Below are 23,972 nucleotides of genomic sequence, written 5' to 3' on the forward strand. Positions count from 1 at the left end.
TTGCCTGAAAACTGGATCGATAACCTGCCTGCCGTGCGCGGCAAGATCGTGAAGAACGCCGAACTGGCGCCGTTCACCTGGTTCCGCGTCGGCGGCCCGGCGGACGTCATCTTCCTGCCTGAAGACGAGGCCGATCTGGCGGCGTTTTTGCAAAAGATCGACCCGGCCATTCCGGTGACGCCGATCGGGGTGGGCTCGAACCTGCTGGTCCGCGACGGCGGGCTGGATGGTGTGGTCGTGCGTCTCGGGCGCAACTTCGCGCAGGTCGAGGCGCGCGGCGATAACCGCATCTATGCCGGGGCGGCGGCGCTCGATGCGAACGTGGCCAAGGTCGCGGCGCAAAACGGTATCGCGGGTCTTGAGTTCTATCGCGGCGTGCCGGGCACCATCGGCGGGGCGCTGGTGATGAATGCCGGGTGCTATGGCTCGGAGACCAAGGACATTCTGGTCGAAGCCTATGCCCTGACGCGGGCCGGCGAGCGCATCACCATTTCCAACGCCGATATGGGTTATAGCTACCGGCATTCGGAACCGGAAAATCTGATCTATGTCGGGGCACTCTATCAGGGTACGGCGGACAGTGTCGAGGCCGTGACCGAACGCATGGAAGCCATCACCACGCGCCGCGAAACGACCCAGCCGATCCGCGAAAAGACCGGCGGCTCGACGTTCAAGAATCCCGAAGGTCATTCGGCGTGGAAGCTGGTCGACGAAGCGGGCTGGCGTGGCAAGCTGTTTGGCGGCGCCAAGTTCTCGGACCTGCATTCTAATTTCATGATCAATGCCGACAACGCGACGGCGGCGGACCTTGAAGGTCTGGGCGACACGGTGCGCGCCGAGGTGAAAGACAGGTTCGGCATTGATCTGCATTGGGAAATCAAGCGCATCGGGCGCAAATAACTTAACCCCCTCTCCCTGTGGGGAGAGGGTTGGGGTGAGGGGGCCGCCGTCGGTGCCTTTGACTCCCCCTCATCCGGCCTATCGGCCACCTTCTCCCCGCAGGGGCGAAGGGAAGGAGGCGCTTTGACGTCACATACATCCCTTCCCCTCATTATGGGCATCGTCAATGCCACGCCGGATTCGTTTTCCGACGGCGGGAGTTATGACCCGCTGAGCCGTGCGCGCCAGCTGATTGCCGAAGGCGCGGACGTTCTCGATATCGGCGGCGAATCGACGCGTCCCGGTGCCGCGCCGGTGTCCATCGAGGATGAGATCGCGCGAGTCGCGCCCTTGATCGAAGCGATCCGCGCCGAATGGTCCGGACCGATCAGCATCGACACGCTCAAACCGGAGGTCGCGCGGGCCGCCTTCAATGCCGGAGCGACGATCTGGAACGATGTCACCGCGCTGACCTATGCGCCGGATAGCCTGAGCACCGCCGCCGAACTGAACGCCGACGTCATCCTGATGCACATGCAGGGTGAGCCGCGTACCATGCAGACCGCGCCGCACTACACGGACGTGGTGGTCGAGGTCGAAGCCTGGCTGCTCGACCGCGCCAAAGCCGCCATTGCCGCAGGTATCGCGCGCGACAGGATCTGGCTCGATCCGGGCATCGGCTTCGGCAAGGCGCTGGAGCATAATCTCGCTTTGATCCGTGCGACGGAACGGTTGGCCTCGCATGGCTTTCCGCTGCTGATGGCCGCATCGCGCAAGCGTTTCATCGCGGCGCTGGAAGAACGTGATGGCGATGCGGCGTCCGATGCCACTCAGCGGATCGGTGGGACGATGGCCGTGCACCTTTATGCGGCGCAAAACGGGGCGCGGATGCTGCGCGTCCATGATGTCGCGGCGATGAAGCAGGCCCTGCGCCTGTGGCAGGCGCTCACCTGACAGGCGAGTCATATGTCTTTGAAATGTAACACTCCGATAGTTTCGGCTTAAAAAAACGAAGTGGCGCGATTAAGCCTATTTACAGACGCCGCCCGCCTCGTGTTAACCTTTGGGGTGCGCTGCGGGAGCGGCGCTCAGGTGGGGCGGATACGGGATTATCTGATGAAGCGGGTGCTGACGAAAAAACCTCAGTTCGAGAAAACCGTTCTGACCGAGCGGCCCAAGCGGAATCTGAAGTTCTCGCATACCGCCGTCGAAACGCCCGCCACGCCAGAGCCGGTGACGATAGCGCCGGTGACCGTCGGTGTGGCAGAGTTGGAAACCCCGGCTTACGAATGGACGACCGCAGAGACCGTCGTGACGCCGGTCAGGACGGTAAATAAGCCTGCCAAATCCGTCGGCACGCATATTCTGACCATTTTATTGCCAGCGATTGGGTTTCTGGTTCTGGGGCTCACGATTGCAGCTCTGGCCAAGTCCAGCGACTACGACTGGGCATTCATCGCGTCGCGTTTCTAATCTTGTCGCGCATCTCATCAAAAAACCGCTTCACCCTTTTTGGGATGCGCTTCTAATTCGGATTAGCATAAATATCGAAGGCGGCCTGAAAATCAGGGTCACGGATCGGTGTGCCGCAGCTTAAGCCGTAGTCCCCCGGATCGATGAGCTTGAAGGCCTGCGGGACCAGCGGCAGGTAAAACTCCTCGCCCTTGCGCTGCCCGACCAGAGACAGCACAAATCCTTCGGCGCGGTTGGCGCGTACGACCTTGCCGGCGATGATTTCCGAGCCGATCATCTCGTCGCGGGCGTCGATCTGGTTCAGGCGAATGATGACCAGCTTGCCCAGCATGACGCGCACCAGCGGATCGCCCGCCTCGCCAAAGGCATCGGGTTCCAGTTCGTTCCAACGGGCAGGCGGTGTTTTTTTACAGGGCATGTCAATAAATCCCCTCGCCCCTATGGGGAGAGGGCGGCGCGTGAGCGCCGGGTGAGGGGGAAACAGAAGAGCGCGGGGACTTCCCCCTCACCCTAACCCTCTCCCCGAAGGGGAGAGGGGATATCAGCTTAAATCTTCAAAAACCGGGGCACCGGTCCACCTTCAGTTTCGACGGATTCGCAGAACATAGCCAGCGGGCGCACCCATAACCGCGCCCCGGACGGCTGATCGACGGGCGCATACAGGACCAGCACCTCTTCGGTTTCCGAGTGGGTGACCGAGCCGTAGACCACATAGGTCTTGCCCTTGTAATGCTGATAAAGCCCGGTCGGTAAGGCGCTGTCGTAGTCGGAAATCGCACGGCTCATGGCAAAGGCCTCCATTTGCGTCTTTCCTTAGCGAGCCGTCGTGACTAATGAAAGTCAATTCCTTAGGAGGCATAGCTATGCGTCGTGTGCTGATCATCGCGGGTTCGGACCCTTCGGGCGGGGCGGGGATTCAGGCCGACCTGAAGGCCGTGACATGCCTGGGCGGCTACGGCATGACGGCGATCACGGCCCTGACGGTGCAGAACACGTTGGGGGTGACCGACGTGATGCCGGTGCCGGAAGCGATCATCACGGCGCAAGGCCGTGCCTGTCTCAGCGATATCGGCGCGGACGCGATCAAGACCGGGATGCTGGGGACGATTCCGGTGGTCGAGACCGTAGCGGCGCTGATCGACGAAGCGCCCGACGCCTTCATCGTGGTCGATCCGGTGATGGTGGCAAAGGGCGGACACCCGCTGCTGCCGTCGGAAGCGATTTCGGCCATCCGGTCGGTGCTGATCCCGCGCGCGGGTTTACTGACGCCCAATGCGCCGGAAGCGGCGGTGCTGACGGGGATCGAGGTCGTTGACGAAAACTCGCAACGTAAAGCGGGCGAGGCCCTGCTCAAGCTCGGCGCGAAGGCCGTGCTGATGAAGGGCGGGCATATCGATGGCGATGAGGTGGTGGACTGGCTGATGACACCGGACGGCGGCGAACGCTACAGCGCCAAGCGCGTCGAAACCCGGCATACGCACGGCACGGGTTGCACTCTGGCCAGCGCCTGCGCAACCTTGATTACCAGTGAGCGCCCTCTGAGCGAGAGCGTCGGCATGGCGCGCGACTATGTCTTGGGGGCGATTCTGATGGCCCCGAATCTGGGGCACGGGCATGGCCCGTTGCGGCATAACTGGGTGCTTTGAATTTTTTGTCGCGCGTTTGACTCCAAAAACGCTGCACACTTTTTGGAACGCGCTCGTGAACTCTGAGGTGTCCTCCCTCCGATGGGGAGGGAAAAGAGGGAGAACACCCTTCAGAGCCATGAGGTGCCGGTTTGATCAGGCTCCGGCCGAACCCATGACGGTCCTAGCGGCGCATGCCGTAGTCGCGGTCGTTACGTTCCCAGCGCAGCTTGGTTTCGAAACGGTCGAGGCGGTAGTCGAGATTGGCCATTTCACGGCTGTCGATGCCGCGGCCCGAACGCTCGTACTGACGCGACAGGTTGTCGATGCCGTTCAGTTCGCTGTTCAGGCGGACGAACTCGGCGCGGCTCAGACGGCCCGAACGGCGGCCTTGGTCCAGACGGTCTTCGAGGCGGTCGATGCGGGCGTCGACCTGGTTGTCGCGGCGGTCGCGGACGTCTTCGCGGCGGTCATGACGGTCGTATTGACCGGCGGCCATGGCGGGGACGGTGAGGGCCGAAGCCGAAACGGTGGCGATGGCGGCGATGGCGAACATCTTGAACTTGGTTTGCATGGTATGGCTCCTTTAGGTCATTTTCAATGTCGCGCAATTGATCCGAAAACCGGTATCCACTTTTCGGATTGCGCTCCGTGTTGACGCTGTTGATCAGCGTTGAGACCTTTATAGACCGCCCGACTCGAACCGAACCTGAACGGTGCGGTTCATTCTCAGTTCATGTTTTTTTAGTCCCCGGACTTGTGTTGAAACGGATTTGGTCGCACAAGCCGCGAAAGTTTTTGCCGCCGAAAAGGGCATGTCCATGAGCGCCAAACCCGCCACCACCCCTGAACGTCCGTGGTTCTCGTCAGGCCCGACGGCCAAGCGTCCCGGCTGGACGCCGCAGGCCCTGTCCGGCGCGCCGGTGGGGCGTTCGAACCGTTCCAAGGTGACGGTGGGCCGCATCCGGCAGGCGCTGGATATGACGCGCGAAATCCTCGGTATCCCGGCGGACTATAAGCTGTTCATGATGCCGGGCTCCGACACCGGCGCGTTCGAAGCGGCCATGTGGAATCTGCTGGGCCCGCGCAAGGTGCAGCTTCTGGCCTTTGAAAATTTCGGTCAGCTTTGGGCCGATGATGCCACCCAGCATTTGAAACTCGACTGCGAGGTGCTCAGCGCGCCCTACGGCCAATTGCCGGATTTGTCGCAGATCGACCCTGCCGCCGATTTGGTCTTTCCGTGGAACGGCACGACGTCGGGCGTCAAGGTGCCGAACGCCGACTTCCTCGAAGGGCATCAGGGGCTTGTACTTTGCGATGCGACCTCGGCGGCGTTCTGCATGGATTTGCCGTGGGATAAGCTCGATGTCGCGACCTTCTCGTTCCAGAAGGCGCTCGGCGGCGAAGCCGGTATCGGTGTGCTGGTCCTGTCGCCCAAGGCCATCGAGCGGCTGAATACGTTCGATTCGGGCCGTCCGATCCCCAAGGTGCTGCGTCTGAAGAAAAAAGACGTTGCCGATCCTGCGATCATGGGTGGCGACGCGATCAATACCTTCTCGTTTCTGGTCATCGAGGACTATCTCGACGCCCTGCGCTGGGGGCAGCGCGAAGGCGGGCTCGACGGCCTGATCGGGCGTTGTGAGCGCAATGCGCAGGTGCTGTTCGATTGGATTGAAAAGACTGAATGGGTCGATTTCGTCGCCGAGGTGCCGGAAACGCGTTCGACGACCTCGGTCTGTCTGAAATTTACCGATCCGGCGATCGGCGTCCAGCCCGCCGACGTGCAGGCGAAACTGGCGACAAAGGTCGGCACTTTGCTGGAACTGGAAGGCGTGGCCTTCGACGTGACGGGCTATCGCGCCGCCCCTCCGGGCCTGCGTCTGTGGTGCGGCTGCACTGTCGAGGCCGATGATATCGAGGCGCTACTGCCGTGGCTGGAATGGGCCTATGCGGCGGCGGTTGAAGCGTTGAAGGGTGAGGGTGTGCTGGCCTGACTTTACGCCCCCAGTTTACTGGCGGGTATAGCGCCAGCGAAAGTATAGCTTTCGCAAGCGATGGGCAGCCCGTTAGGGCTGACGGAGGGGGGGCTCGCGTAAATACCGCGCATAAATTGGTTTGCCCGACGAGGGCGATGTATCTACGGCGAAGGCCCCCACCACCGCATCTAGCTTGCTGCGCAAGCGTCGTGCGGTCCCATCGCTTGCGCAAGCTATACTTGCGCTGGCGCTATACCCCAGCAAGCTGGGGAGGTATGAAAAGTTAATTGGGTGTGACGCCCTTTTATGGGTTACCAACGGCGAGTGAGTGGTCTATAGGCTGCAACCGCCTGAAATTTTTATGTCCGAACCCCTCCCAATTTGCGGGAGAGGCGTTTCGTCTTGCGGAGAATATAGTCTTGGCCAATGTGACCGTTGTAGGCGCCCAGTGGGGCGACGAAGGTAAGGGTAAGCTGGTGGACTGGCTGTCCAATCGCGCCGACGTGGTGGTGCGGTTTCAGGGCGGCCACAATGCCGGTCACACCCTGGTCGTCGACGGCAAGGTCTATAAGCTGTCGCTGCTGCCGTCGGGCGTCGTGCAGGGCAAGCTGTCGGTCATCGGCAACGGCGTCGTCGTCGATCCGTGGGCGCTGTTCGACGAGATCGGCCGCGTCGAGGCGCTGGGCCTGAAGATTACCAACGACCTGCTGGTGCTGGCCGACAATGCCTGCCTGATCCTGCCGATTCACCGCGAACTGGACACCGCGCGCGAAGCCGCCGCCGGGGCCGGCAAGATCGGCACCACCGGTCGCGGCATCGGCCCGGCCTACGAAGACAAGGTGGGCCGTCGCGCCATCCGCGTCGCCGACCTCGAAGATTTCGACGCGCTGGATGCCAAGATCGAGCGCCTGCTGACCCACCACAATGCCCTGCGCAAGGGTCTGGGCCTGCCCGAAGTCGATACGGCGGCCTTGGTCGCCTCGCTGAAAGAGATCGCACCGCGTCTGCTGGCGTTTGCCAAGCCCGTCTGGTACGTGCTCGACAAGGCGAAACAGGAAGGCAAGCGCATCCTGTTCGAAGGGGCGCAAGGCGCGCTGCTCGACATCGACCACGGCACCTATCCGTTCGTCACCTCGTCCAACACGGTCGCCGGTCAGGCCGCCGCCGGTTCGGGCATGGGGCCGCGCTCGGCGGGTTACGTGCTGGGGATTCTGAAAGCCTATACGACGCGGGTCGGCTCCGGCCCGTTCCCGACCGAACTGTTCGATGAAATCGGCGAGCGTATCTCGCGCGTCGGTCATGAATTCGGTACGGTCACCGGTCGCGCCCGCCGCTGCGGCTGGCTCGATGCGGTACTGGCGCGTCAGTCGATCGCCATCAACGGCATCGACGGCGTGGCCCTGACCAAGCTCGACGTGCTGGACGGTATCGAGACGCTGAAGATCTGCGTCGGTTACAAGGTCGGCGACAAGGTGCTGGATTACCTGCCTGCCGGGTTCAAGGCGCAGGCCGGGATCGAGCCGGTTTACGAAGAGCTGGAAGGCTGGTCGGAATCGACTCAGGGCGCGCGCTCGTGGAAAGACCTGCCGGGCAATGCGGTTAAATATGTTCGCCGCATCGAGGAACTGATCGGTGCGCCGGTCGCGCTTCTGTCGACGTCCCCAGAACGTGAAGATACGATCCTGATGCGCGATCCGTTTCAGGACTAGGTTGAATTTCCCCTCTCCCTCAGGGAGAGGGGGATAAGATTGTGATTTCGCACCCGCCGTAAATCGCCTGTTTACGCCTCTCTGTTAGGGTTATCCCGAAATAACAAAGAGGTAAGGTGTGTACGGGCAAAACCCAGCCACGGCGCAAAAGCTGAAACGGACGCTCAAGCAGGTCATGCTGCTGGAGACGAATCCGAACTATGCGCGGATGCTGGCCGACATGCTGCGGATGCTGGGGGCGGAACATATCACGCTCTATAAGGACCCGCTGGAAGCCGAAGACAAGGTCGTCGGCGATAATTACAGCCTGATCGTCTGTGCCTATCAGCCGCAGGAATGCGAGAGCCTCAATCTGGTGAAGAAGCTGCGCCGGTCGAACGCCGCCTGCCGCAAATCCCCTGTCATCATGATCGCCGGTGAGGCGACGCTCAGCCTCCTGAACGAGGTGCGCGACTGCGGCGCCGACGAGTTCATGCGCAAGCCGTTCACCTGGGGCGACCTGCAAAAACGCGTCGAGCACGTGTCGTTGAAGGCGCGTCCGTGGATCGAGGCCGTCGGCTATGTCGGCCCCGACCGGCGGCGCTTCAACTCCGGCGACTATAGCGGGCCGCGCAAGCGCGCCGCCGATCTGGGGGACGAAAAGCTTCAGGCGATCGAGCAGGGCGTGCGCATCCTCAAGGCGTCCTACGAGCAATATGCCAGCGATCCGGCCCAGGCCCGACGCGCCATGTATGCGCAGCTGGAAGTGCTGGTGCCTGCCTGCAAAACGATCGCCAGCCAGCAATTTCGCGAAGACGTGAAGGTCATCCTGACGCAACTGCGCATGGATGTGCCGAACCTTGAGGCCATCCGCCCGGCCATCTACAGCCTCGTCAAGTTCATGAAGATCGAGGACCGCAAGCCGCCCTCAGCGGCCTGATAATTTCACAAAATATACGCGTGACAGTTGCGATGGGCGCATGTTACCTCTTCTGAAAAAGAGGGGGAAATCATGATAACACGTCGCGACATATGCATCGGTGCGTCCGCCGTCGGGCTGCTGGCCGGGAATGCCTTTGCTCAGGGCAAGGTCATCCGCGTACCGTTCGAACTGTCGAAAGATCTCAAACCGATCATTCAGGTGATGCTCAACGGCAAGGGGCCGTATCGCTTTATGCTGGATACCGGCGCCAGCATGACGGTCATGCGCCGTTCGCTGGGGGCGGAGCTTGGGCTGGTGCCCGGTGGGGATGCCTATGCCCGCAGCGTCAAGGGGTCCGAGCGCGTCGTGCGCTATGTCGTCCCTGAAGTCATTATCGGTTCGGCGCTGAAGATGCGTGAGTGGGAAGTCTATGCATCGGAAGGGATCGAAAAGTTCGGCTTCGACGGCCTGCTGGCGGCCGATCTGCTGCTGCGTCTGCCGTGTCAGTTGGACTATCAGGCACGGGAGATCCGTTACTACCTGAACAGCGCCATGCCGCTGGAGGGTTTTGCGCCGCTGAAAAGCTATTTCCGCACCAATATCCGCGGCTTTTCCGACTCGGTGATCGTCGATATCGGGTTTGCCGGTCACGCCCTGTCGTGCCTGCTCGATACCGGGGCCGCGACGCCCTTGTTCGTTCACGGCGACTATGTGCGTCAGCACAAGCTGTGGGACAAGTATCCGACCCTGCATGAGAGCAGCGTCATCGGCGTCAATGGTAAATCGCTCAGAACGCGCGTCGTCGAGGTGAAGGATATCCAGATCGGCGGCGTCTGGGTGCCGCGCATGGCGGTCACGCTCGGCGATCCCGACGACCGCGCCGGTCATGCCAAGGATGCCCCCTATCAGGGTCTGCTGGGGTCGCCGTTCCTGAGCGGATTCGTGCTGGCTGTGACGCCGGAACGGACGATGCTGGTCAAGTCGAGCGGGCAGATGGCCGCTTTGGCACCGCCGGAAAAACCCGTCGAATCCGGCCATATCCCGGCCTCGACGGTGGAAAAACCGGTCATACCGTTCCAGTTGGGTGAGGATCGCCGTCTGATTTTCCGGGGGCAGGTCGGGGACAAGCCGGTATTGGCCTTTCTGAAAACCGGGCAGGGCGTCAGCACCGTCGGTGAGGACACCGCGTCGGCCTTGGGTCTGAAAAAGGTCGCGGGCGGTTACGATGGTTCCGTGATCGATTTTGCCGGTACGAAGCGGCCGGGGCTGGTGCTCAAGGCGGCGAAGGTGCCGAAAGCCGCCATCATGCTCGGTGCGGATTTTCTGACGTCGATGCCGTGCGCGCTGAATTTCGAGCACCGATACATGACCCTGTTCGTGGGCGCGACGCCCGATACGACCGGCTATGAGAAAACGGCGATGACGCGCGACGCGTCGGGACGCCTGACCGTGCCGTCTCGGGTTGCGGGCAAGAACATGTCGCTTATCTACGATACCAGCGTGGCCTATGGCGCCTATCTGCCGGCGCAGACGGTCAAGGCCCACGCCTTCTGGGATGCGGCGGTGAAGCCCGAAGAGCGGTCGGTGCGCAATGGCGATGCGGTCGCCAAGGCGCGGTTCGGCGGGCTCAGTCCGCTGGAGATCGGGGTATTTCGCATCGATCCAGCACCGGTGACCATGGTCGATCCGGCAGCAAATCCGGATACGGACGCGGATAGCCACGGGGGCTGGGTCGGGATCGGCGTTATTCGCCGTTTCGATATGGTGATCGATGCGCAAGGGGCGGTGTGGCTCAAGCCGAACGCGTTGTTCGATTACACGGCTAAAAGTCTACCGGCAAAAGCATGAAAAAAGCCCCGGTGAAACACCGGGGCTTTTTATTGTTAGGCATTTAGGCCTTAGGCCTGGGCCGAGGCCATCATCGCCTTTTGCAGCTTTTCAAACGCACGGACCTCGATCTGACGGACGCGTTCGCGCGACACGCCGAAACGGTCGGCCAGTTCTTCGAGCGTGGTCGGGCTTTCCTGCAAACGACGGGCCTTGAGGATTTCCTTTTCGCGGTCGTTCAGTTCGCCCATGGCTTCTTCTAGCAGGCTCATGCGCAGGCTGTATTCTTCCGAATCGGCCAGCACGCTTTCCTGAGACGGCGTCGAGTCGTCGACCAGCCAGTCCTGCCATTCCGAATCGCCCTCGGCGGCGCGCAGCGGCGCGTTGAGGGACGAATCGCCCGCCGACATGCGGCGGTTCATGCTGATGACCTCGTCCTCGGTCACGCCCAGCTTGGTGGCGATCTGTTCCACGTGTTCGTGGTGGAGGTCGCCTTCTTCGAGGGCCGAGATTTCCGACTTCACCTTGCGCAGGTTGAAGAACAGCTTCTTCTGCGCGGCGGTGGTGCCCATCTTGACCAGCGACCACGAGCGCAGGACGTATTCCTGGATCGAGGCCTTGATCCACCACATGGCGTAGGTGGCCAGACGGAAGCCCTTGTCCGGGTCGAATTTCTTGACGGCCTGCATCAGGCCGACATTGCCTTCACTGATCACTTCGCCGATCGGCAGGCCGTAGCCGCGGTAGCCCATAGCGATCTTGGCCACGAGGCGCAGGTGCGAGGTGACCAGCTTATGCGCGGCTTTGGGGTCTTCGTGTTCGGACCAACGCTTGGCCAGCATGAACTCTTCGTCCTTGGCCAGCATCGGGAACTTGCGGATTTCCGACAGGTAACGGTTCAGGCCGCCATCGGGCGACAGGGCCGAAGGATTGGGAATGGATAAGGCGTTGCTGGCCATGTGAGTGTCCCCTTCGAGGGTCGGGGGTGACCCCGGCGCTCCTGATGTTTTCGGCATCGGCATATCCTCTTTTAAAGAGTCGCGCATTTGATCCAAAAACCGCTGCACACTTTTTGGAATGCGCTTGGGGTCTTCAGAGACGCGGCAAAAGATACGCTCTTGTCTTCTATTTCCATGTAGGGACTCCTTTTCGGAAATAAAGACCCCGTCAGCAAAAAATTTTATGCGAACCGGTTGGTAATTCTAATTGAGCCCTTTGAGGGCGGAATAAAGGGCCGACATATCCTCCGGCAAAGGCGCTTCGAAGCTCAGTTTCTCCCCGGTAATGGGATGCACGAAGCCGAGATGCGCCGCGTGCAAGGCCTGACGGGTGAAGCCCTGTTCGCGTAAGGCCTCGGCGACCGGTTTGGCGGGGGCCCCTGAACCATAGACCGGATCGCCCAGACACGGACAGCCCAGATGCGCCATATGCACGCGAATTTGATGGGTACGCCCGGTTTCCAGCGTGCAGCGGACGCGCGTCGCAGCGGTGCCGAAGCTTTCCAGCACGCGATAGTGGGTGATAGCTTCGCGGCCGCCGGTTTTCAGCACAGCCATCTTCTTGCGGTCGTGCGGGGATCGCCCGATGCGCGTGGTGACGGTAGCGCTTGGGCTTTTCGGTGAGCCACGAACCAGCGCTTCATAGGCGCGGTCTATATCGTGGCGGGAAAACAGTTCGCTCAGGCCACGGTGGGCGGCGTCGGACTTGGCGGCGACCATGACACCGGACGTGTCCTTGTCGAGGCGGTGGACGATGCCCGGACGCAAAACGCCGCCGATGCCGGACAGGGTGTCGCCGCAGTGGAACAGCAGGGCGTTGACCAGCGTGCCGTCAGGCGTACCGGGGGCGGGATGCGCGGCCATGCCGGCGGGTTTGTTGATGACGATCAGGTGGGCGTCCTCGAACAGCACCTCCAGTTTCATATCTTGCGGTTCAGGGATCGCGGCGATGGGAGCAGGGATGGTGAGTGTGTAGGTTCCCGCCTTGGCCTTGTGCTTGCCGTCGGTGACGGGCTGCCCGTCAAGGCTCAACCGTCCTTCTGCGATGAGAGCTTGCAGACGCGCGCGCGACATCTCTCCCAGCAACGGCAGCAGGGCGCGATCGAGCCGGTCGCCCGACAGATCGGGTGTCAGGACGAGTTCGAGCACCTCACCAGTATCGGCGAGCGGCAGGTCATCATCGATGTCGTCGTCAGTTGGGGTAAAGATTGGGGTCATTCGCCAATTCCCCCTCTCCCCATTGGGGGAGAGGGTTGGGTTGCCAGCCGGCGAGGCTGAGAGGGCTAAAAGACTGAGTAAGCTAAAAAAAAGAAGCCCCCTCATCCAGTCCTTCGGACCACCTTCTCCCCCACGAAAGTAAGAATTGGGGGGCGAAGGGAATAACGAAAAACACGCCGGAAGCGGTACTTCCGGCGTGTTCGGATTTTCGTCGGATCAGAAAGACTACTCGATGTCTTCGTTGATTAGGCCGACCTTGAAGTAGCCGTTGTCCTGAAGGACGTTCAGCACCGACATGAAGTCGTTATATTCGATGTCGGCGTCGCCACGGACCAGAACGCGTTCTTCGGTCGGGTTGGCAACCGCCAGAGCCACCGCCAGATCGCCCGGCAGGGTGGCCAGTGAGGTCTTGTTCGGGCCGATATAGATGTCGTCGGTGCCCTGGATCGAGATGAACACCGGCTCCTTCGGCGGCTTCGTATCCTGGCTGGGCACCGCGGGCGGCAGGTCGAGTTTGATCGACACGGTTGCCATCGGGGCCGACACCATGAAGATGATCAGCAGCACGAGCATGATATCAACGAACGGCGTGACGTTGATTTCGGAATTCTGTTCGACATTGTAGCGCGAACCGCCACCGCCACCGAGCTTAGCGCCCATGTTTAACTCCCTTAGAGGCCCTGCCAGAAGCGGGCACTAAAAATAAGATGCCCGATTTAGGCTAACTCAAACGCAAATGTAAACCCCTCGGTCACACAAGATTACAAATTCTTCATGACGAGTTTACGACATTTCCCGCGTCTGGGGTAATCCGAAACGCGGGCCGTGCCTCTGTTTACGATTGGCAGAAGCGCATGAAGCGGTCCTGTAAAGCCAGATCGGTTTTGAAGACACCGGTAAAGCGCGTGGTGACGGTGGTGACGTTCTTATGATGGACGCCACGGGTCGACATGCACTGATGCTCGGCGTCGATCAGGACGGCCACACCAAGAGGGCTGAGCGAATCGACCAGAGCGTCGGCGATCTGCTTGGTCAGGGTTTCCTGCGTTTGCAGACGCTTGGAGAAGATTTCGACCACACGCGCGATTTTGGAAATACCGACGACCTTCGAGGTCGGCATATAGGCGACATAGGCCTTGCCGAGGAACGCCGCCATATGGTGTTCGCAATGCGATTCGACGTCGATCTGGCGCAGCATGACCATGTCGTCATAGCCCTGCACGTCCTCAAACGTGCGCGACAGTTCCTTGGCCGGATCGGCCTGATAACCCTGGAACCATTCTTCGTAGGCTTCGACGACGCGCTTGGGGGTGTCGATCAGCCCTTCGCGCGACGGGTCGTCACCGGCCCAGGCGAGCAGGGTCTTTACCGCTTCCATGGCCTGTGCCTTGGTCGGGCGCTCGACGTTCAGGCTTTCGGAAAAGCCTTTGGAGCGGCTGGCGTTGAGGGCGGCAACTAGCGGATCGTTGGATTCGCGGTGTTCGGGTTCGAAACTGTCCATAATTCTCTACTCTTCTCCGGAGGGCCGAGTGGCGCCGAAGCGAAGGCTCCGGAATGACGCGTGGCATCCCTCTTTGGCCTCTTGTATATGGGGCGAGACCGGGCCCTTAATTCGTGAACAGCTTACGAATATAACACGTTTTTGGACGTGTTCCGGTGCATATTCGCTTGGTGGTAAGCCGCCGCAGCGTCTATATGGGGCAAAGCCTTAAGAGTTCAACCGAAATCGTCATGAAACTGAAGATCAACGACACGCTGAAGCGCGAAAAGACGGAATTCGTTCCGAAAAACCCCGAACGCGTGACGATGTATGTCTGCGGCCCGACCGTCTATAATTACGCCCACATCGGTAATGCGCGACCTGTCGTGGTGTTCGACGTGCTGTTCCGGTTGCTGCGCGCCTTGTATGGTGAACAGCATGTCGTTTATGCGCGCAACATCACCGACGTCGACGACAAGATCAATCAGAAGGCCATTACTGAGGGCGTCGATATCGACATCATTACCTCGAAATTCGCCGACATCTATAATGCCGACATGAAGGCGCTCGGGGCTCTGGAGCCGACGATTCAGCCGCGCGTGACGCAGAACATGAACGCCATCGTGGCGCAGATCGCGGCGCTGATGCGCAACGGCCACGCCTATGCGGCGGAAGGCCATGTGCTGTTCGACGTCGAAAGCTACAAGGCCTATGGCTCGCTGTCGAACCGCTCGCTCGACGACATGATCGCCGGGGCGCGCGTCGAGGTGGCACCCTACAAAAAGAACCCGCAGGACTTCGTGCTGTGGAAGCCGTCGAAACCCGGCGAGCCGCGCTGGCCAAGCCCGTGGGGTGAGGGGCGTCCGGGCTGGCATATCGAATGCTCGGCCATGATCGAGGCCAATCTCGGCCTGCCGATCGATATCCACGGCGGCGGCCACGATCTGGTCTTCCCGCACCATGAGAACGAAATCGCGCAGGGCGTTTGCGCGCAACACGGTCATTCCCATAAGGAAGAGACCTATGCGCGCTACTGGATGCACAACGGCTTCCTGACGATGGATTCCGAGAAGATGTCGAAATCGATCGGCAATGTGCAACTGGTGCATGAGCTGATCAAGCACTTCCCCGGCGAGGTGCTGCGCGTGGCCTTGTTATCGGCCCATTACCGCGCGCCGCTCGACTGGACGCATGACCTGCTGACCCAGACGCATAAGCGGTTGGATGGTTTGTACGGGGCCTTGCGCCGCACGGCGGATGTGGAAACCGTCGAGGCCGAGGTGCCGGAAGCGGTACTTGAGGCTCTGTGCGATGATCTGGCGACGCCGCGCGCTCTGGCGGAACTGTCGGCGCTGGCCAATGCGCTGGAAACGGCGGAGGCGGCGGATAAGCCGCGTCTGAAGGCGGAATTGCTGGCGGCGGGAGCGTTACTTGGGGTGCTGCAAGGCGATGCCGATGCGTGGTTCAAGGCCGGGGCCGACGACGACCTGACGGCAAAGGTCGAGGCGCTGCTAGTGGCGCGCAAGGATGCGCGGGCGGCGAAAAACTGGGCCGAGGCCGATCGCATCCGCGATGAACTGAACGCGCTGAATGTCGAGGTCATGGACGGCCCGACCGGCGCCACATGGAAGTTGAAGAACTAGGGAAACTAAAGGCAGGGGTGTAGCATGGCCTTGAAGATTGAAAAACGCATCGGGATTTCGACGGCGGTGGACGTGCCGTATGAGATCATGGCCGATATCAATAGCTGGCCGTCGTGGAGCCCGATCCATAAGTCCGCCGAAGGGACGCTGGGTTTCGGCGCGCCGGTAAAGTTCGAGGAATATTATGAAGGGCTGGGGACGTGGGAAGTCGCCGGTTTTGTCGATGACTGGACGCCGCTGTCGCACATCCATATCGGCGTGCCGAAAAAGTTCTACGAAGGGTCGCTAATCCGCTTCTACGAGTTTGAAATCCTGTCGGATACGGCCTGTCACTTCACCATCGGCGCGCAGTTTTCGGGCTTTCTGTCCGAACGCGAAGGCAAGCGCTATCGCAAGTTCCTGCGCGAGGGTTTCGAGAAATTCGCCGAGGCCTTGAAGGCGAAGGCCGAAGGGGCGATATAACGCTAAATCCCCTCGCCCCGTTTACGGGGAGAGGGTTGGGGTGAGGGGGCAACGGTGCCTGCGACTCCCCCTCATCCGCCGCCAACCCTGCGGATTGGACGGCACCTTCTCCCCGGAGGGGCGAAGGGAAAGTGGGCCATGATCGACGAACTCTATTCCCGTGAAATTCTGCGCCGGACGACGCAGCTTCAGCACGTCGGGCGGCTCGAAACGCCCGACGGCAGCGCTGACCGTACGGCCAAGCTGTGTGGTTCGACCATCCACGTCGCGGTCAAACTCACCGACGATATCGTCACTGACTTCGCGCAGGAGGTCGAGGCCTGTGCCCTGGGTCAGGCCGCCGCCGCCATTCTCAGCCAGTCGGTCGTCGGTGCCTCGCGCGCCGAGATTGTCGCTGCGCGCGATAGTATGAAACACATGCTCAAGGGCGAGGATTACGCCTATCCGGAGCGCTTCGCCGACTTCGCCATCCTTAAATCGGTCAAGGATTTCCCGGCCCGCCACGCCTCGACGCTACTGGCGCTGGAAGCTACGGTCGAAGCGATGAGCAAGGCAAACTGACTATTCCACCGTCGCGACCAGCGGCAGCCAGCGCGGGGTCGGGGCGTCTTCGAAGCGTTTGATCTGATCGTAACGGCGCAGGATTTCTGGCGTAAGGCGGTAAGCCTCGGTCAGGCTATTGAATTCACATTCTCCCGCTTCGGGTTTGAATTCAGGCAATTCCAGAGGTTCGATGTCTTCGCTGGCCGACGCGCTGGTGTCCGTGCCGGCATCGACCGGTTGCGGCTCGAAATAGCTGACGGGGCGGCGCGCGACCTCAAGGTCGTCGCAATCGAGGCTCAGATAATCGACCTTTACCGTCTGGCCCGGCGTAAAGGTCGCGCCGTGCGCAAAGCGGATGACGGAATAGACGGACCTGTCGGGCGTACGCGACAGGTTCATGCCGACGATCCAGTAGTCATGACGCTCGGCATTGGTCTCGGCAATGACGGGTACGAAGGCGTGATAGGTCACGCCGGCCATATAGGATTTGCTGTCTGACAACAGATTATAGAGGGTGGCCACGTTTTCGCCTGCGCCCTTGACCAGTTCTATACGCATCAGTTGAGAGTCGGTGGGTGTGTCTTCGGCCCGGACGGCAGCGAAGGTGATATGTTTGAAATTTCCGAACGGTCCGGCCTTTTCCATATCCGGCCCGACGACCGACCTGTCCATGGCGGCTTCTTCTACAGGTTTTGAGCAGGCCGTCAGGGCCAGTAGGCCCGCCACGATAATCAAACGTTTCATATTACCCCTCTTGATTTCACGTTTCTGTGATTTCGATGTGATAATGACGTGATGTCTTTTTTGTGGCATACTTTTTCGATTGCCTTGGGCGCGCAAATATCCCAAACACTGTCGTAGTTTACGCCAAAAGGTATTGCGCGATGAGCGGCATCTATGCCAAGGCCGTCATGACGGGGCTCAGGGCCTATAAGCTGACCCTGTCGCCGTTTATCGGGCAGGCCTGCCGGTTTTTACCGACCTGTTCGGAATATACGGCACAGGCCATGATCGTCCACGGCCCGGTAAAAGGGTCATGGATGGGCGTTAAACGGATTTGCCGGTGTCGTCCCGGCGGCGGTCACGGATACGATCCGGTCCCACCAAAAGACGCGAAATAAACCGCCGGCGCCTGTCGTAGGGGCGCGGCTTACATAAACGCTCTGGCCTGTTGTAGGGGCTGAGCAAACCGAGAGAAGTAACATGATAGACCTTACGTTCCCCGACGGCGCTGTTCGATCCTATGAGCCGGGGACCACCGGCCGGGCTGTGGCGGAGGGTCTGTCGAAATCGCTGGCCAAGAAGGCCGTGCTGATCAAGCTCGACGGCGAACTTTACGACTACGACCGCCCGATCGACCAAAGCGCCGCCATCGAAATCCTGACGCGCGACGCGCCGGAAATGCTTGAGGTCATCCGCCATGACGCCGCGCACCTGCTGGCCGAGGCCGTGCAGGAGCTGTTTCCCGGCACGCAGGTGACCATCGGTCCGGCGATCGAAGACGGCTTCTATTACGACTTCGCCCGCGACGAGCCGTTCTCGCTCGACGATCTGCCGAAGATCGAAAAGAAGATGAAGGAAATCGTCGACCGCGACGAGAAGATCGTGCGTGAGGTCTGGGACCGCGCCGAGGCCATCAAACATTTCGAGGAAATCGGCGAGCACTACAAGGCCGAGATCATACGCGACCTGCCGGGCACGGAAACCATCACCGTCTACCGCCACGGCGACACGTGGAAAGACCTGTGCCGCGGGCCGCACCTGCCGTCCTCGCGCTTTGTGGGCAAGGCGTTCAAACTGACCAAGCTGGCCGGGGCCTACTGGCGTGGCGATCAGAACAATGCGCAGCTTCAGCGCATCTACGGCACGGCCTGGGCCTCGGAAGAGGATTTGCAGGCCTATGTGACGCGTCTGGAAGAGGCCGAAAAGCGCGACCACCGCAAGCTGGGCCGCCAGATGAACCTGTTCCATATGCAGGAAGAGGGCCGGGGCATGGTCTTCTGGCACCCGCACGGCTGGACGCTGTGGCGGACGCTGGAGGCCTATATGCGCCGCCGTCTCGACGCCGCCGGCTATACTGAAGTCAAGACGCCGCAGGTGCTGGACCGCACCTTCTGGGAAAAGTCCGGCCACTGGGACAAGTACCGTCCGAACATGTTCGTCTGCGAGACGGTCGAGGGCGAAACCCTGTCGCTCAAGCCGATGAACTGCCCCGGTCACGTGCAGATATTCAAGGTCGGTCTGCGCTCCTATAAGGAACTGCCGATCCGCATGGCCGAATTCGGTGCCTGTCACCGCTACGAACCGTCGGGATCCCTGCACGGCCTGATGCGTGTGCGCGGCTTCACGCAGGACGACGCCCACATCTTCTGCCGCGAAGACCAGATCGTCGAAGAGACGGCGGCCTTCATTCGCCTGTGCCGTCAGGTCCATGCCGATCTCGACATGCAGGCCGAATATGTGGCGTTGGCCACCCGCCCGGAACAGCGCGCGGGCTCCGACGAGTTCTGGGACAAGGCTGAGACTCAGATGCTGGAGGCCGCCCGCGCCGCCGGGGTCGAACCCGTCATCGCCGAGGGCGACGGGGCCTTCTATGCGCCGAAGCTCGATTTCGTCGTGCGCGACGCCATCGGCCGACAGTGGACGTGCGGCACGATCCAGCTCGACTACGTCCTGCCGGAACGTCTCAATGCGGAATATGTCGCCGAAGACGGCTCGCGTCAGCGTCCGGTAATGCTACACCGCGCCATTTTAGGCTCGTTCGAGCGCTTTATCGGCATCATGATCGAAAATTATGGGGGTAAGTTCCCGCTTTGGTTGGCTCCGGTGCAGGTTGTGGTTGCGCCGATCACCTCAGATGCTAATGATTATGCACAACAGGTTGCGGCAAAATTGCGCGCCAGCGGTATCAGGGTTGACACCGACCTGCGGAATGAGAAGATAAATTATAAGATCCGGGAACATTCGCTGGCCAAGGTGCCGGTGATCGCCGTCGTCGGACGAAAAGAAGCGGAAAGTGGCGAGGTGGCCCTGCGTTATCTGGGTCAAGAGGGACAGAGTGTACTGACGATCGCCGAAGCGGTCGCCCGATTGAGTGACGAGTGCTTACCCCCCGATCTGAAGACCTGATGCCATTTTAAAAAGTCGATTTTGATGCAGCATTCCCTTCCGCCCTCTATCCGTGATTTGCTCAAGGCGCAACGATTGGCGTCGGAAGAAGCGGTTGATCTGGTTAAGGGAATCGAGACGACGATCGCGCCGAGGCATACCCGTGGCGTGACGGTTATCATGATCGCCTATCACACCGGCAAGGTGCTGTTCGACAGCATCGATCGTGTCATGGCCGAGCCCAGCGTCCAGCAGCTGATCCTCATCGATAACGGCTCGCCCGAACGCACGGCGGAAATGCTGCGCGAACTGGATCAGTCCTACGAGCGGTTCCTGCTGGTGCAGGGGCATGGCAATATCGGTTTTGCGCGCGCCGCCAATCTGGGGGCGCAACTGGCCGCGCAGCCCTGGCTGGTGTTCCTCAACCCCGATGCGCGCCTCTGCGACGGGGCGGTCGAGGCGATGGTCGAAACGGCGCTGAACCACCCCCGGCCCTGTCTGGTGGGGGCGCGCGTGCTCAACACGGACCTGACCGAGCAACGCGGCGCACGGCGCGGTGAAGTGACACCGGTAACCACGCTGGTGTCATTATTGAAACTGTCACGCTTTTTGCCGTTCCTCAAGGCTTACGAAATCCATCAGGAAGGTCAGGACTTGCCCGAAAACCCGATCCCCGTGCCGGCGATTTCGGGTGCCTGTTTTACCATGGCGCGGGCCGATTTCCTGCATATGGGCGGGTTCGATACGCGTTTCTTCCTGCACGTCGAGGATATCGACCTGTGCTGGCGTATCCGCAAGCAGGGCGGCACGGTCTTGTTCCATCCCAAGGCCGAGGTTGTCCACGAAGGTCACACCTCGCGCGTCGAGCCGATCTTCGTTGAGATGAACAAGGGGCTGGGGCTGGTCTACTACTTCCGCAAGCGCGCGGATACGGTGTGGCGAAAGACCTATGTCTGGGCGCTGGCACCGCTGATCATCGGAGTGTCGGTGCTGCGCGCCTCGCTGCGCAAGCGCCTCAAGGACGACGACGATATTATTTAAGCTCGGTCTCTAGCGCCCGCCGACGTTGACTTCGCCGGACCCCAGCACCTTTTTCTGTACCGAGCCCGTGGCGCGGGCGACATAGATGTCGCCGGAACCGACGATGGCGGCTTCGACCCGCTGAGCTTCGCCGCCAAAATGGACGTCGCCCGATCCGGCAATGGCGATCTCGAGCTTCTGGGCGCGACCGCGCGCGATGGTCACGTCTCCGGACCCGGCCAGACTGATCTCGACGGGCCCGTTGACCGAGGCGATGGCCATGTCGCCGGAACCGGCCTGGGCTGCCGACAGGCCTTCGGCGATAGGGCCCGTGGAAATATCGCCCGATCCCGACTGCGAGACCTTGAGGCTGCGTAAAGGTCCGGTGGCGATGTCGCCCGACCCGCCGCTGACGATTTCGGTGCGTCCGGCATTGGGCAGGAAGATATTGCCCGATCCGGTGGACAGGAGCTTGAGATCACCGCGCACCGGCCCCAGACGCCAGTCGCCGCAACCGTGGACGCTGAGTTTCAGATTACCGGTCTCATTGAGGGTGCCGTAGACGGCGCCGTGACTGACGATTTCGACGTTTTCAGGCGTATAGACATAGATGATCGGAAGGTCGCCGAGATTGACCTGCCCCATCCCCGAAACCCTTACCGTGGTGACGTTCTTGTCGGCAAAATTGAAGGCGAAGATATTGGTCGTCTCACCGCAGGACTGATTGCGGGCCGGCACATTGCCGTTGATGCGGACGGTGTTGTTCTGACGCGCGATGGTCACCTGCGGCATGGCGCGCGCGCCAGCCTTGACGCGGACATCGACGTCGGTACGAGGTTGCGCGATGACGATGACGCGCGCGGCGACGTTTTTCAACTCGACGCGATCCTCACCGGCCTGAGCCGCCAGCGGCAGGGTCAGCAGAGCAAAAAAGGGCAGGGATACGCGCATGGTTATAGTTTATCCACCAATCATTGCCCGTAAAATCACGCAACTGAGCCTGTGGGTCAAATTAAACCTCTGTCATGAAGCGTATTTAACATTGTTACATTTGAGTCATGCGGAGATGTTTTCTGTACGCACGGAACCGTCTTATCCGTTGTACAAACCGCGATTTTTGGCGAAGGCGAGGAACAGGTCGCCCCATTGAGCCTTGGGGTATCTGAGGCCGAATCCGTGGCCGCCGTCGGGATAAAGATGGGTTTCGACGGCCACGCCTGCCTTGCGCAGGGCGGCACGCAGACGCAGACTGTTCTCGACCGGTACGGTCTTGTCGTCCTCGGCATGGACGATGAAGGCGGGTGGGGTCTCGGCCGTGACCTGCTCGTCGGTCGAATAAAGGGCCAGTTTCGCCTCGTCGGCATTGGCGCCGATCAGATTGTCGCGCGAACCGGTGTGGGTGATGCCGGGGCGCATGGAAACCACCGGGTAGATCGGTGCAAACAGGGCCGGACGGGCATCCAGCGCATCGGCGGCGTCGCCTGCCGGATAGACATTGGCGGCGTAGCGCGTGGCCAGTGAACAGCACAGGTGCCCGCCGGCGCTGAACCCCATAGCGCCGACCCTGACCGGGTCCACGCCGTAGGTCCTGGCATGGGCGCGGATCAGACGGATGGCGCGCTGGGCGTCGGCTAAAGGGGCATCGGCCTGATTGGCCCAGCCTTCGGCAGGCATACGGTAGAACAGCACGAAGGCGGTGATACCGGCGGCGGCGAGATAACGGGCGATATAGTGGCCTTCGTTGTCGATCGAGACGATGCGGTAGCCGCCGCCAGGAATGATCAGCATGGCACCGCCGTTCGGATTCTTCGGTCGGTACACCGCCATGCGTGGATTTACGATGCCGGAGGTGCGGCGCATGGGCGGCTCGCCCGAAGCCGGGGAGGTTTCGCTGAGGGCCGGGTTGAGCCGTCCCGCCGGTCCCTTGGGCCACAGGTCGATATATTCGGTCGTGTCGGGCAGGGGCATGACCTCCTGCGGCGTCACGGCGCGGGCCGATCCCGCGGCAGCGGCCGTGATCAGGCCTGCGGACAAAAGCGTGCGACGATCAATGGTCATGGCGTTTCCCTGTATATTTAGAGAAAGCTTAAAGCGCATTCCGAAAAGTGTGCAACGGTTTTCGGATTCAAATGTGCGACAAGGCAAAACTTAGAGCTCGATCCAATCGGATCGGGCTCTAACCGGATGACTACGGCTTTTCAACGACGATCTTGCCGATGGGGGCGAGCGCCAGCCACGCCAGTTGCACGTTTTTGACGGCGAATGGAATGCCGATGATCGTCACGGCCTGCGCTACAGCGAGCGTCAGATGCCCCAGCGCGATGTACCAGCCGCCCAGCAGGATCCACACGATATTGAGGATGCCGCCCGACACACCGGTGCCGAGGTCGTCGCGACCCAGGTGCAGGTCGCGGTCGGCGATCGCCTTGCCGAACGGGAAGAAGCTGAAGCCCGCGATACGAAAGGCGGCGCCCGCCCACGGCAGGCCGACGATGGTGATGGCCAGAAGACAGCCGCCCAGACACCAGGCCAGCCCGGTCAGGAAGCCGCCGAAAATGAACCACAATATGTTCAGCACAAAGGTCATTGGTTTTCTTTCCGAAAGCGGACGGTGGGCGCGCATTTAAGGGTTGATTTCATTGACGTAACGTCGTTTTAATCAAGATTATAAAGGGTTTAGCGCTGTGATCACGTTAAATTTCTTTCATAAGCAACGGTATTGGCGTATAACGAAAACCATCTGCAAAAAAACGTTTTGTAATTGTTGCGACGCGGGGGCGTTGCGTCAAGCTGTATCAGGGTTTGGGCGTAAGGATGAGTGAAATCATCAATCTCAACAAGGCGCGCAAGGCACGTCGGAAAGATCAAAAGGCGGCGACAGCGGCGCAAAACCGGGTGACTTATGGCATTCCGGCGCGGGAACGGCGAACCGCTATTGAAAACCAACGTCTGGAAGGACGTAAACTGGATCAGTTGCGCGTTGAAAAAAACGACGCGGATAAAAAGAGTTGACGTTTCACATCAAACAAAGAACTCTCGATTATCTTAGATATGTCAGTGGTTTAATGATACCGCAAGTACATTTGAAGTAAATGTATCTCTAACGCATA

26 protein-coding genes are annotated in these 23,972 nt (G+C 60.7%); 15 read left to right on the plus strand and 11 right to left on the minus strand.

All coding sequences use genetic code 11. The features are described 5' to 3' along the window. From murB to AEYBE204_RS29140, 3 genes are all read left to right on the plus strand, one after another. On the plus strand, positions 1-900 hold the full coding sequence (gene murB, locus AEYBE204_RS29130) for a UDP-N-acetylmuramate dehydrogenase (protein WP_023462015.1): 900 nt from the start codon (positions 1-3) through the stop codon (positions 898-900). Positions 901-1,053: 153 nt separating this feature from the next. Beyond that, a complete protein-coding gene (folP, locus tag AEYBE204_RS29135) occupies positions 1,054-1,833 on the plus strand; it encodes a dihydropteroate synthase (RefSeq protein ID WP_023462016.1) in 780 nt (259 codons plus the stop codon). A gap of 162 nt (positions 1,834-1,995) precedes the next feature. Beyond that, positions 1,996-2,352, plus strand: coding sequence for a hypothetical protein (locus AEYBE204_RS29140; RefSeq protein WP_023462017.1), 357 nt, complete (start codon positions 1,996-1,998; stop codon positions 2,350-2,352). A gap of 52 nt (positions 2,353-2,404) precedes the next feature. Here AEYBE204_RS29140 and AEYBE204_RS29145 read toward each other — a convergent pair whose 3' ends face one another. Next, a complete protein-coding gene (locus AEYBE204_RS29145) occupies positions 2,405-2,770 on the minus strand; it encodes a hypothetical protein (RefSeq protein ID WP_023462018.1) in 366 nt (121 codons plus the stop codon). Positions 2,771-2,898: 128 nt separating this feature from the next. After that, a complete protein-coding gene (locus tag AEYBE204_RS29150; protein ID WP_031230346.1) occupies positions 2,899-3,138 on the minus strand; it encodes a DUF1653 domain-containing protein in 240 nt (79 codons plus the stop codon). Positions 3,139-3,215: 77 nt separating this feature from the next. Here AEYBE204_RS29150 and thiD point away from each other — a divergent pair, with 77 nt between their 5' ends. Continuing rightward, complete coding sequence (gene thiD / locus AEYBE204_RS29155; protein ID WP_023462020.1) at positions 3,216-3,998, plus strand: bifunctional hydroxymethylpyrimidine kinase/phosphomethylpyrimidine kinase; 783 nt, start codon at positions 3,216-3,218, stop codon at positions 3,996-3,998. Positions 3,999-4,161: 163 nt separating this feature from the next. Here thiD and AEYBE204_RS29160 read toward each other — a convergent pair whose 3' ends face one another. Further along, entirely contained in the window at positions 4,162-4,551 is a 390-nt protein-coding gene (locus AEYBE204_RS29160) for a hypothetical protein (RefSeq protein ID WP_023462021.1), read from the minus strand. Between the two features lie 247 nt (positions 4,552-4,798). Between AEYBE204_RS29160 and AEYBE204_RS29165 the strand changes: the two genes are divergently transcribed. The 4 genes from AEYBE204_RS29165 (at position 4,799) to AEYBE204_RS29180 (ending at position 10,411) form a co-directional block, all read left to right on the plus strand. Beyond that, positions 4,799-5,971: a phosphoserine transaminase gene (locus tag AEYBE204_RS29165; RefSeq protein WP_369751878.1), complete on the plus strand. Its 1,173-nt coding sequence runs from the start codon at positions 4,799-4,801 to the stop codon at positions 5,969-5,971. A 401-nt stretch (positions 5,972-6,372) separates the two neighbouring features. Further along, complete coding sequence (locus AEYBE204_RS29170) at positions 6,373-7,662, plus strand: adenylosuccinate synthase (RefSeq protein WP_023462023.1); 1,290 nt, start codon at positions 6,373-6,375, stop codon at positions 7,660-7,662. Between the two features lie 118 nt (positions 7,663-7,780). Beyond that, positions 7,781-8,581, plus strand: a complete 801-nt coding sequence (locus AEYBE204_RS29175; protein WP_023462024.1) for a PleD family two-component system response regulator — start codon at positions 7,781-7,783, stop codon at positions 8,579-8,581. Between the two features lie 72 nt (positions 8,582-8,653). Beyond that, complete coding sequence (locus AEYBE204_RS29180; RefSeq protein WP_023462025.1) at positions 8,654-10,411, plus strand: aspartyl protease family protein; 1,758 nt, start codon at positions 8,654-8,656, stop codon at positions 10,409-10,411. A gap of 50 nt (positions 10,412-10,461) precedes the next feature. Here AEYBE204_RS29180 and rpoH read toward each other — a convergent pair whose 3' ends face one another. From rpoH to folE, 4 genes are all read right to left on the minus strand, one after another. Next, positions 10,462-11,349 (minus strand): RNA polymerase sigma factor RpoH, encoded by an 888-nt coding sequence (gene rpoH, locus AEYBE204_RS29185; RefSeq protein ID WP_023462026.1) that lies wholly within the window; start codon positions 11,347-11,349, stop codon positions 10,462-10,464. Between the two features lie 243 nt (positions 11,350-11,592). After that, complete coding sequence (locus AEYBE204_RS29190) at positions 11,593-12,606, minus strand: RluA family pseudouridine synthase (RefSeq protein ID WP_023462027.1); 1,014 nt, start codon at positions 12,604-12,606, stop codon at positions 11,593-11,595. A gap of 225 nt (positions 12,607-12,831) precedes the next feature. Beyond that, positions 12,832-13,266: a biopolymer transporter ExbD gene (locus AEYBE204_RS29195; RefSeq protein WP_023462028.1), complete on the minus strand. Its 435-nt coding sequence runs from the start codon at positions 13,264-13,266 to the stop codon at positions 12,832-12,834. Positions 13,267-13,441: 175 nt separating this feature from the next. After that, the gene (gene folE / locus AEYBE204_RS29200) at positions 13,442-14,107 is read right to left on the minus strand and encodes a GTP cyclohydrolase I FolE (RefSeq protein WP_023462029.1); all 666 of its coding nucleotides are present in this window, start codon (positions 14,105-14,107) and stop codon (positions 13,442-13,444) included. Positions 14,108-14,337: 230 nt separating this feature from the next. On the opposite strand from folE, the gene cysS reads away from it, so the two are divergent. The 3 genes from cysS (at position 14,338) to AEYBE204_RS29215 (ending at position 16,752) form a co-directional block, all read left to right on the plus strand. Further along, positions 14,338-15,729 (plus strand): cysteine--tRNA ligase, encoded by a 1,392-nt coding sequence (cysS, locus tag AEYBE204_RS29205; protein ID WP_023462030.1) that lies wholly within the window; start codon positions 14,338-14,340, stop codon positions 15,727-15,729. A gap of 24 nt (positions 15,730-15,753) precedes the next feature. Continuing rightward, complete coding sequence (locus tag AEYBE204_RS29210) at positions 15,754-16,191, plus strand: SRPBCC domain-containing protein (protein WP_023462031.1); 438 nt, start codon at positions 15,754-15,756, stop codon at positions 16,189-16,191. Positions 16,192-16,329: 138 nt separating this feature from the next. Beyond that, entirely contained in the window at positions 16,330-16,752 is a 423-nt protein-coding gene (locus AEYBE204_RS29215) for an iron-sulfur cluster assembly scaffold protein (RefSeq protein ID WP_023462032.1), read from the plus strand. Here AEYBE204_RS29215 and AEYBE204_RS29220 read toward each other — a convergent pair whose 3' ends face one another. Beyond that, on the minus strand, positions 16,753-17,478 hold the full coding sequence (locus AEYBE204_RS29220) for a hypothetical protein (protein ID WP_023462033.1): 726 nt from the start codon (positions 17,476-17,478) through the stop codon (positions 16,753-16,755). A 140-nt stretch (positions 17,479-17,618) separates the two neighbouring features. Between AEYBE204_RS29220 and yidD the strand changes: the two genes are divergently transcribed. From yidD to AEYBE204_RS29235, 3 genes are all read left to right on the plus strand, one after another. Next, a complete protein-coding gene (gene yidD, locus AEYBE204_RS29225; protein ID WP_023462034.1) occupies positions 17,619-17,855 on the plus strand; it encodes a membrane protein insertion efficiency factor YidD in 237 nt (78 codons plus the stop codon). An 82-nt stretch (positions 17,856-17,937) separates the two neighbouring features. Further along, a complete protein-coding gene (gene thrS / locus AEYBE204_RS29230) occupies positions 17,938-19,863 on the plus strand; it encodes a threonine--tRNA ligase (protein WP_031230352.1) in 1,926 nt (641 codons plus the stop codon). 24 nt (positions 19,864-19,887) lie between these two features. Further along, positions 19,888-20,883, plus strand: a complete 996-nt coding sequence (locus tag AEYBE204_RS29235; RefSeq protein WP_031230353.1) for a glycosyltransferase family 2 protein — start codon at positions 19,888-19,890, stop codon at positions 20,881-20,883. Between the two features lie 9 nt (positions 20,884-20,892). Here AEYBE204_RS29235 and AEYBE204_RS0120165 read toward each other — a convergent pair whose 3' ends face one another. From AEYBE204_RS0120165 to AEYBE204_RS29245, 3 genes are all read right to left on the minus strand, one after another. Continuing rightward, a complete protein-coding gene (locus tag AEYBE204_RS0120165; protein WP_023462037.1) occupies positions 20,893-21,813 on the minus strand; it encodes a GIN domain-containing protein in 921 nt (306 codons plus the stop codon). Between the two features lie 141 nt (positions 21,814-21,954). Beyond that, positions 21,955-22,920, minus strand: a complete 966-nt coding sequence (locus AEYBE204_RS29240) for an alpha/beta hydrolase (protein ID WP_023462038.1) — start codon at positions 22,918-22,920, stop codon at positions 21,955-21,957. 130 nt (positions 22,921-23,050) lie between these two features. Beyond that, positions 23,051-23,449 carry a YccF domain-containing protein gene (locus tag AEYBE204_RS29245; RefSeq protein WP_023462039.1) on the minus strand — a complete coding sequence of 133 codons (399 nt, stop codon included), beginning with the start codon at positions 23,447-23,449 and terminating at the stop codon, positions 23,051-23,053. 227 nt (positions 23,450-23,676) lie between these two features. Here AEYBE204_RS29245 and AEYBE204_RS29250 point away from each other — a divergent pair, with 227 nt between their 5' ends. After that, positions 23,677-23,874, plus strand: coding sequence for a DUF4169 family protein (locus tag AEYBE204_RS29250; RefSeq protein ID WP_023462040.1), 198 nt, complete (start codon positions 23,677-23,679; stop codon positions 23,872-23,874). The last annotated feature ends 98 nt before the right edge of the window (positions 23,875-23,972 follow it).

It is taken from the genome of Asticcacaulis sp. YBE204 (assembly GCF_000495855.1).
Taxonomy (GTDB): Bacteria; Pseudomonadota; Alphaproteobacteria; order Caulobacterales; family Caulobacteraceae; genus Asticcacaulis.

Coding starts and splice junctions, on each gene's coding strand:
- folP (WP_023462016.1), top strand. CDS start 1,054: ATGGGCATCGTCAATGCCACGCCGGATTCGTTTTCCGACGGCGGGAGT.
- AEYBE204_RS29140 (WP_023462017.1), top strand. CDS start 1,996: ATGAAGCGGGTGCTGACGAAAAAACCTCAGTTCGAGAAAACCGTTCTG.
- AEYBE204_RS29145 (WP_023462018.1), bottom strand. CDS start 2,770: ATGCCCTGTAAAAAAACACCGCCTGCCCGTTGGAACGAACTGGAACCC.
- AEYBE204_RS29150 (WP_031230346.1), bottom strand. CDS start 3,138: ATGAGCCGTGCGATTTCCGACTACGACAGCGCCTTACCGACCGGGCTT.
- thiD (WP_023462020.1), top strand. CDS start 3,216: ATGCGTCGTGTGCTGATCATCGCGGGTTCGGACCCTTCGGGCGGGGCG.
- AEYBE204_RS29160 (WP_023462021.1), bottom strand. CDS start 4,551: ATGCAAACCAAGTTCAAGATGTTCGCCATCGCCGCCATCGCCACCGTT.
- AEYBE204_RS29165 (WP_369751878.1), top strand. CDS start 4,799: ATGAGCGCCAAACCCGCCACCACCCCTGAACGTCCGTGGTTCTCGTCA.
- AEYBE204_RS29180 (WP_023462025.1), top strand. CDS start 8,654: ATGATAACACGTCGCGACATATGCATCGGTGCGTCCGCCGTCGGGCTG.
- rpoH (WP_023462026.1), bottom strand. CDS start 11,349: ATGGCCAGCAACGCCTTATCCATTCCCAATCCTTCGGCCCTGTCGCCC.
- AEYBE204_RS29190 (WP_023462027.1), bottom strand. CDS start 12,606: ATGACCCCAATCTTTACCCCAACTGACGACGACATCGATGATGACCTG.
- AEYBE204_RS29195 (WP_023462028.1), bottom strand. CDS start 13,266: ATGGGCGCTAAGCTCGGTGGCGGTGGCGGTTCGCGCTACAATGTCGAA.
- folE (WP_023462029.1), bottom strand. CDS start 14,107: ATGGACAGTTTCGAACCCGAACACCGCGAATCCAACGATCCGCTAGTT.
- cysS (WP_023462030.1), top strand. CDS start 14,338: ATGAAACTGAAGATCAACGACACGCTGAAGCGCGAAAAGACGGAATTC.
- AEYBE204_RS29210 (WP_023462031.1), top strand. CDS start 15,754: ATGGCCTTGAAGATTGAAAAACGCATCGGGATTTCGACGGCGGTGGAC.
- AEYBE204_RS29215 (WP_023462032.1), top strand. CDS start 16,330: ATGATCGACGAACTCTATTCCCGTGAAATTCTGCGCCGGACGACGCAG.
- AEYBE204_RS29220 (WP_023462033.1), bottom strand. CDS start 17,478: ATGAAACGTTTGATTATCGTGGCGGGCCTACTGGCCCTGACGGCCTGC.
- yidD (WP_023462034.1), top strand. CDS start 17,619: ATGAGCGGCATCTATGCCAAGGCCGTCATGACGGGGCTCAGGGCCTAT.
- thrS (WP_031230352.1), top strand. CDS start 17,938: ATGATAGACCTTACGTTCCCCGACGGCGCTGTTCGATCCTATGAGCCG.
- AEYBE204_RS29235 (WP_031230353.1), top strand. CDS start 19,888: ATGCAGCATTCCCTTCCGCCCTCTATCCGTGATTTGCTCAAGGCGCAA.
- AEYBE204_RS0120165 (WP_023462037.1), bottom strand. CDS start 21,813: ATGCGCGTATCCCTGCCCTTTTTTGCTCTGCTGACCCTGCCGCTGGCG.
- AEYBE204_RS29240 (WP_023462038.1), bottom strand. CDS start 22,920: ATGACCATTGATCGTCGCACGCTTTTGTCCGCAGGCCTGATCACGGCC.
- AEYBE204_RS29245 (WP_023462039.1), bottom strand. CDS start 23,449: ATGACCTTTGTGCTGAACATATTGTGGTTCATTTTCGGCGGCTTCCTG.
- AEYBE204_RS29250 (WP_023462040.1), top strand. CDS start 23,677: ATGAGTGAAATCATCAATCTCAACAAGGCGCGCAAGGCACGTCGGAAA.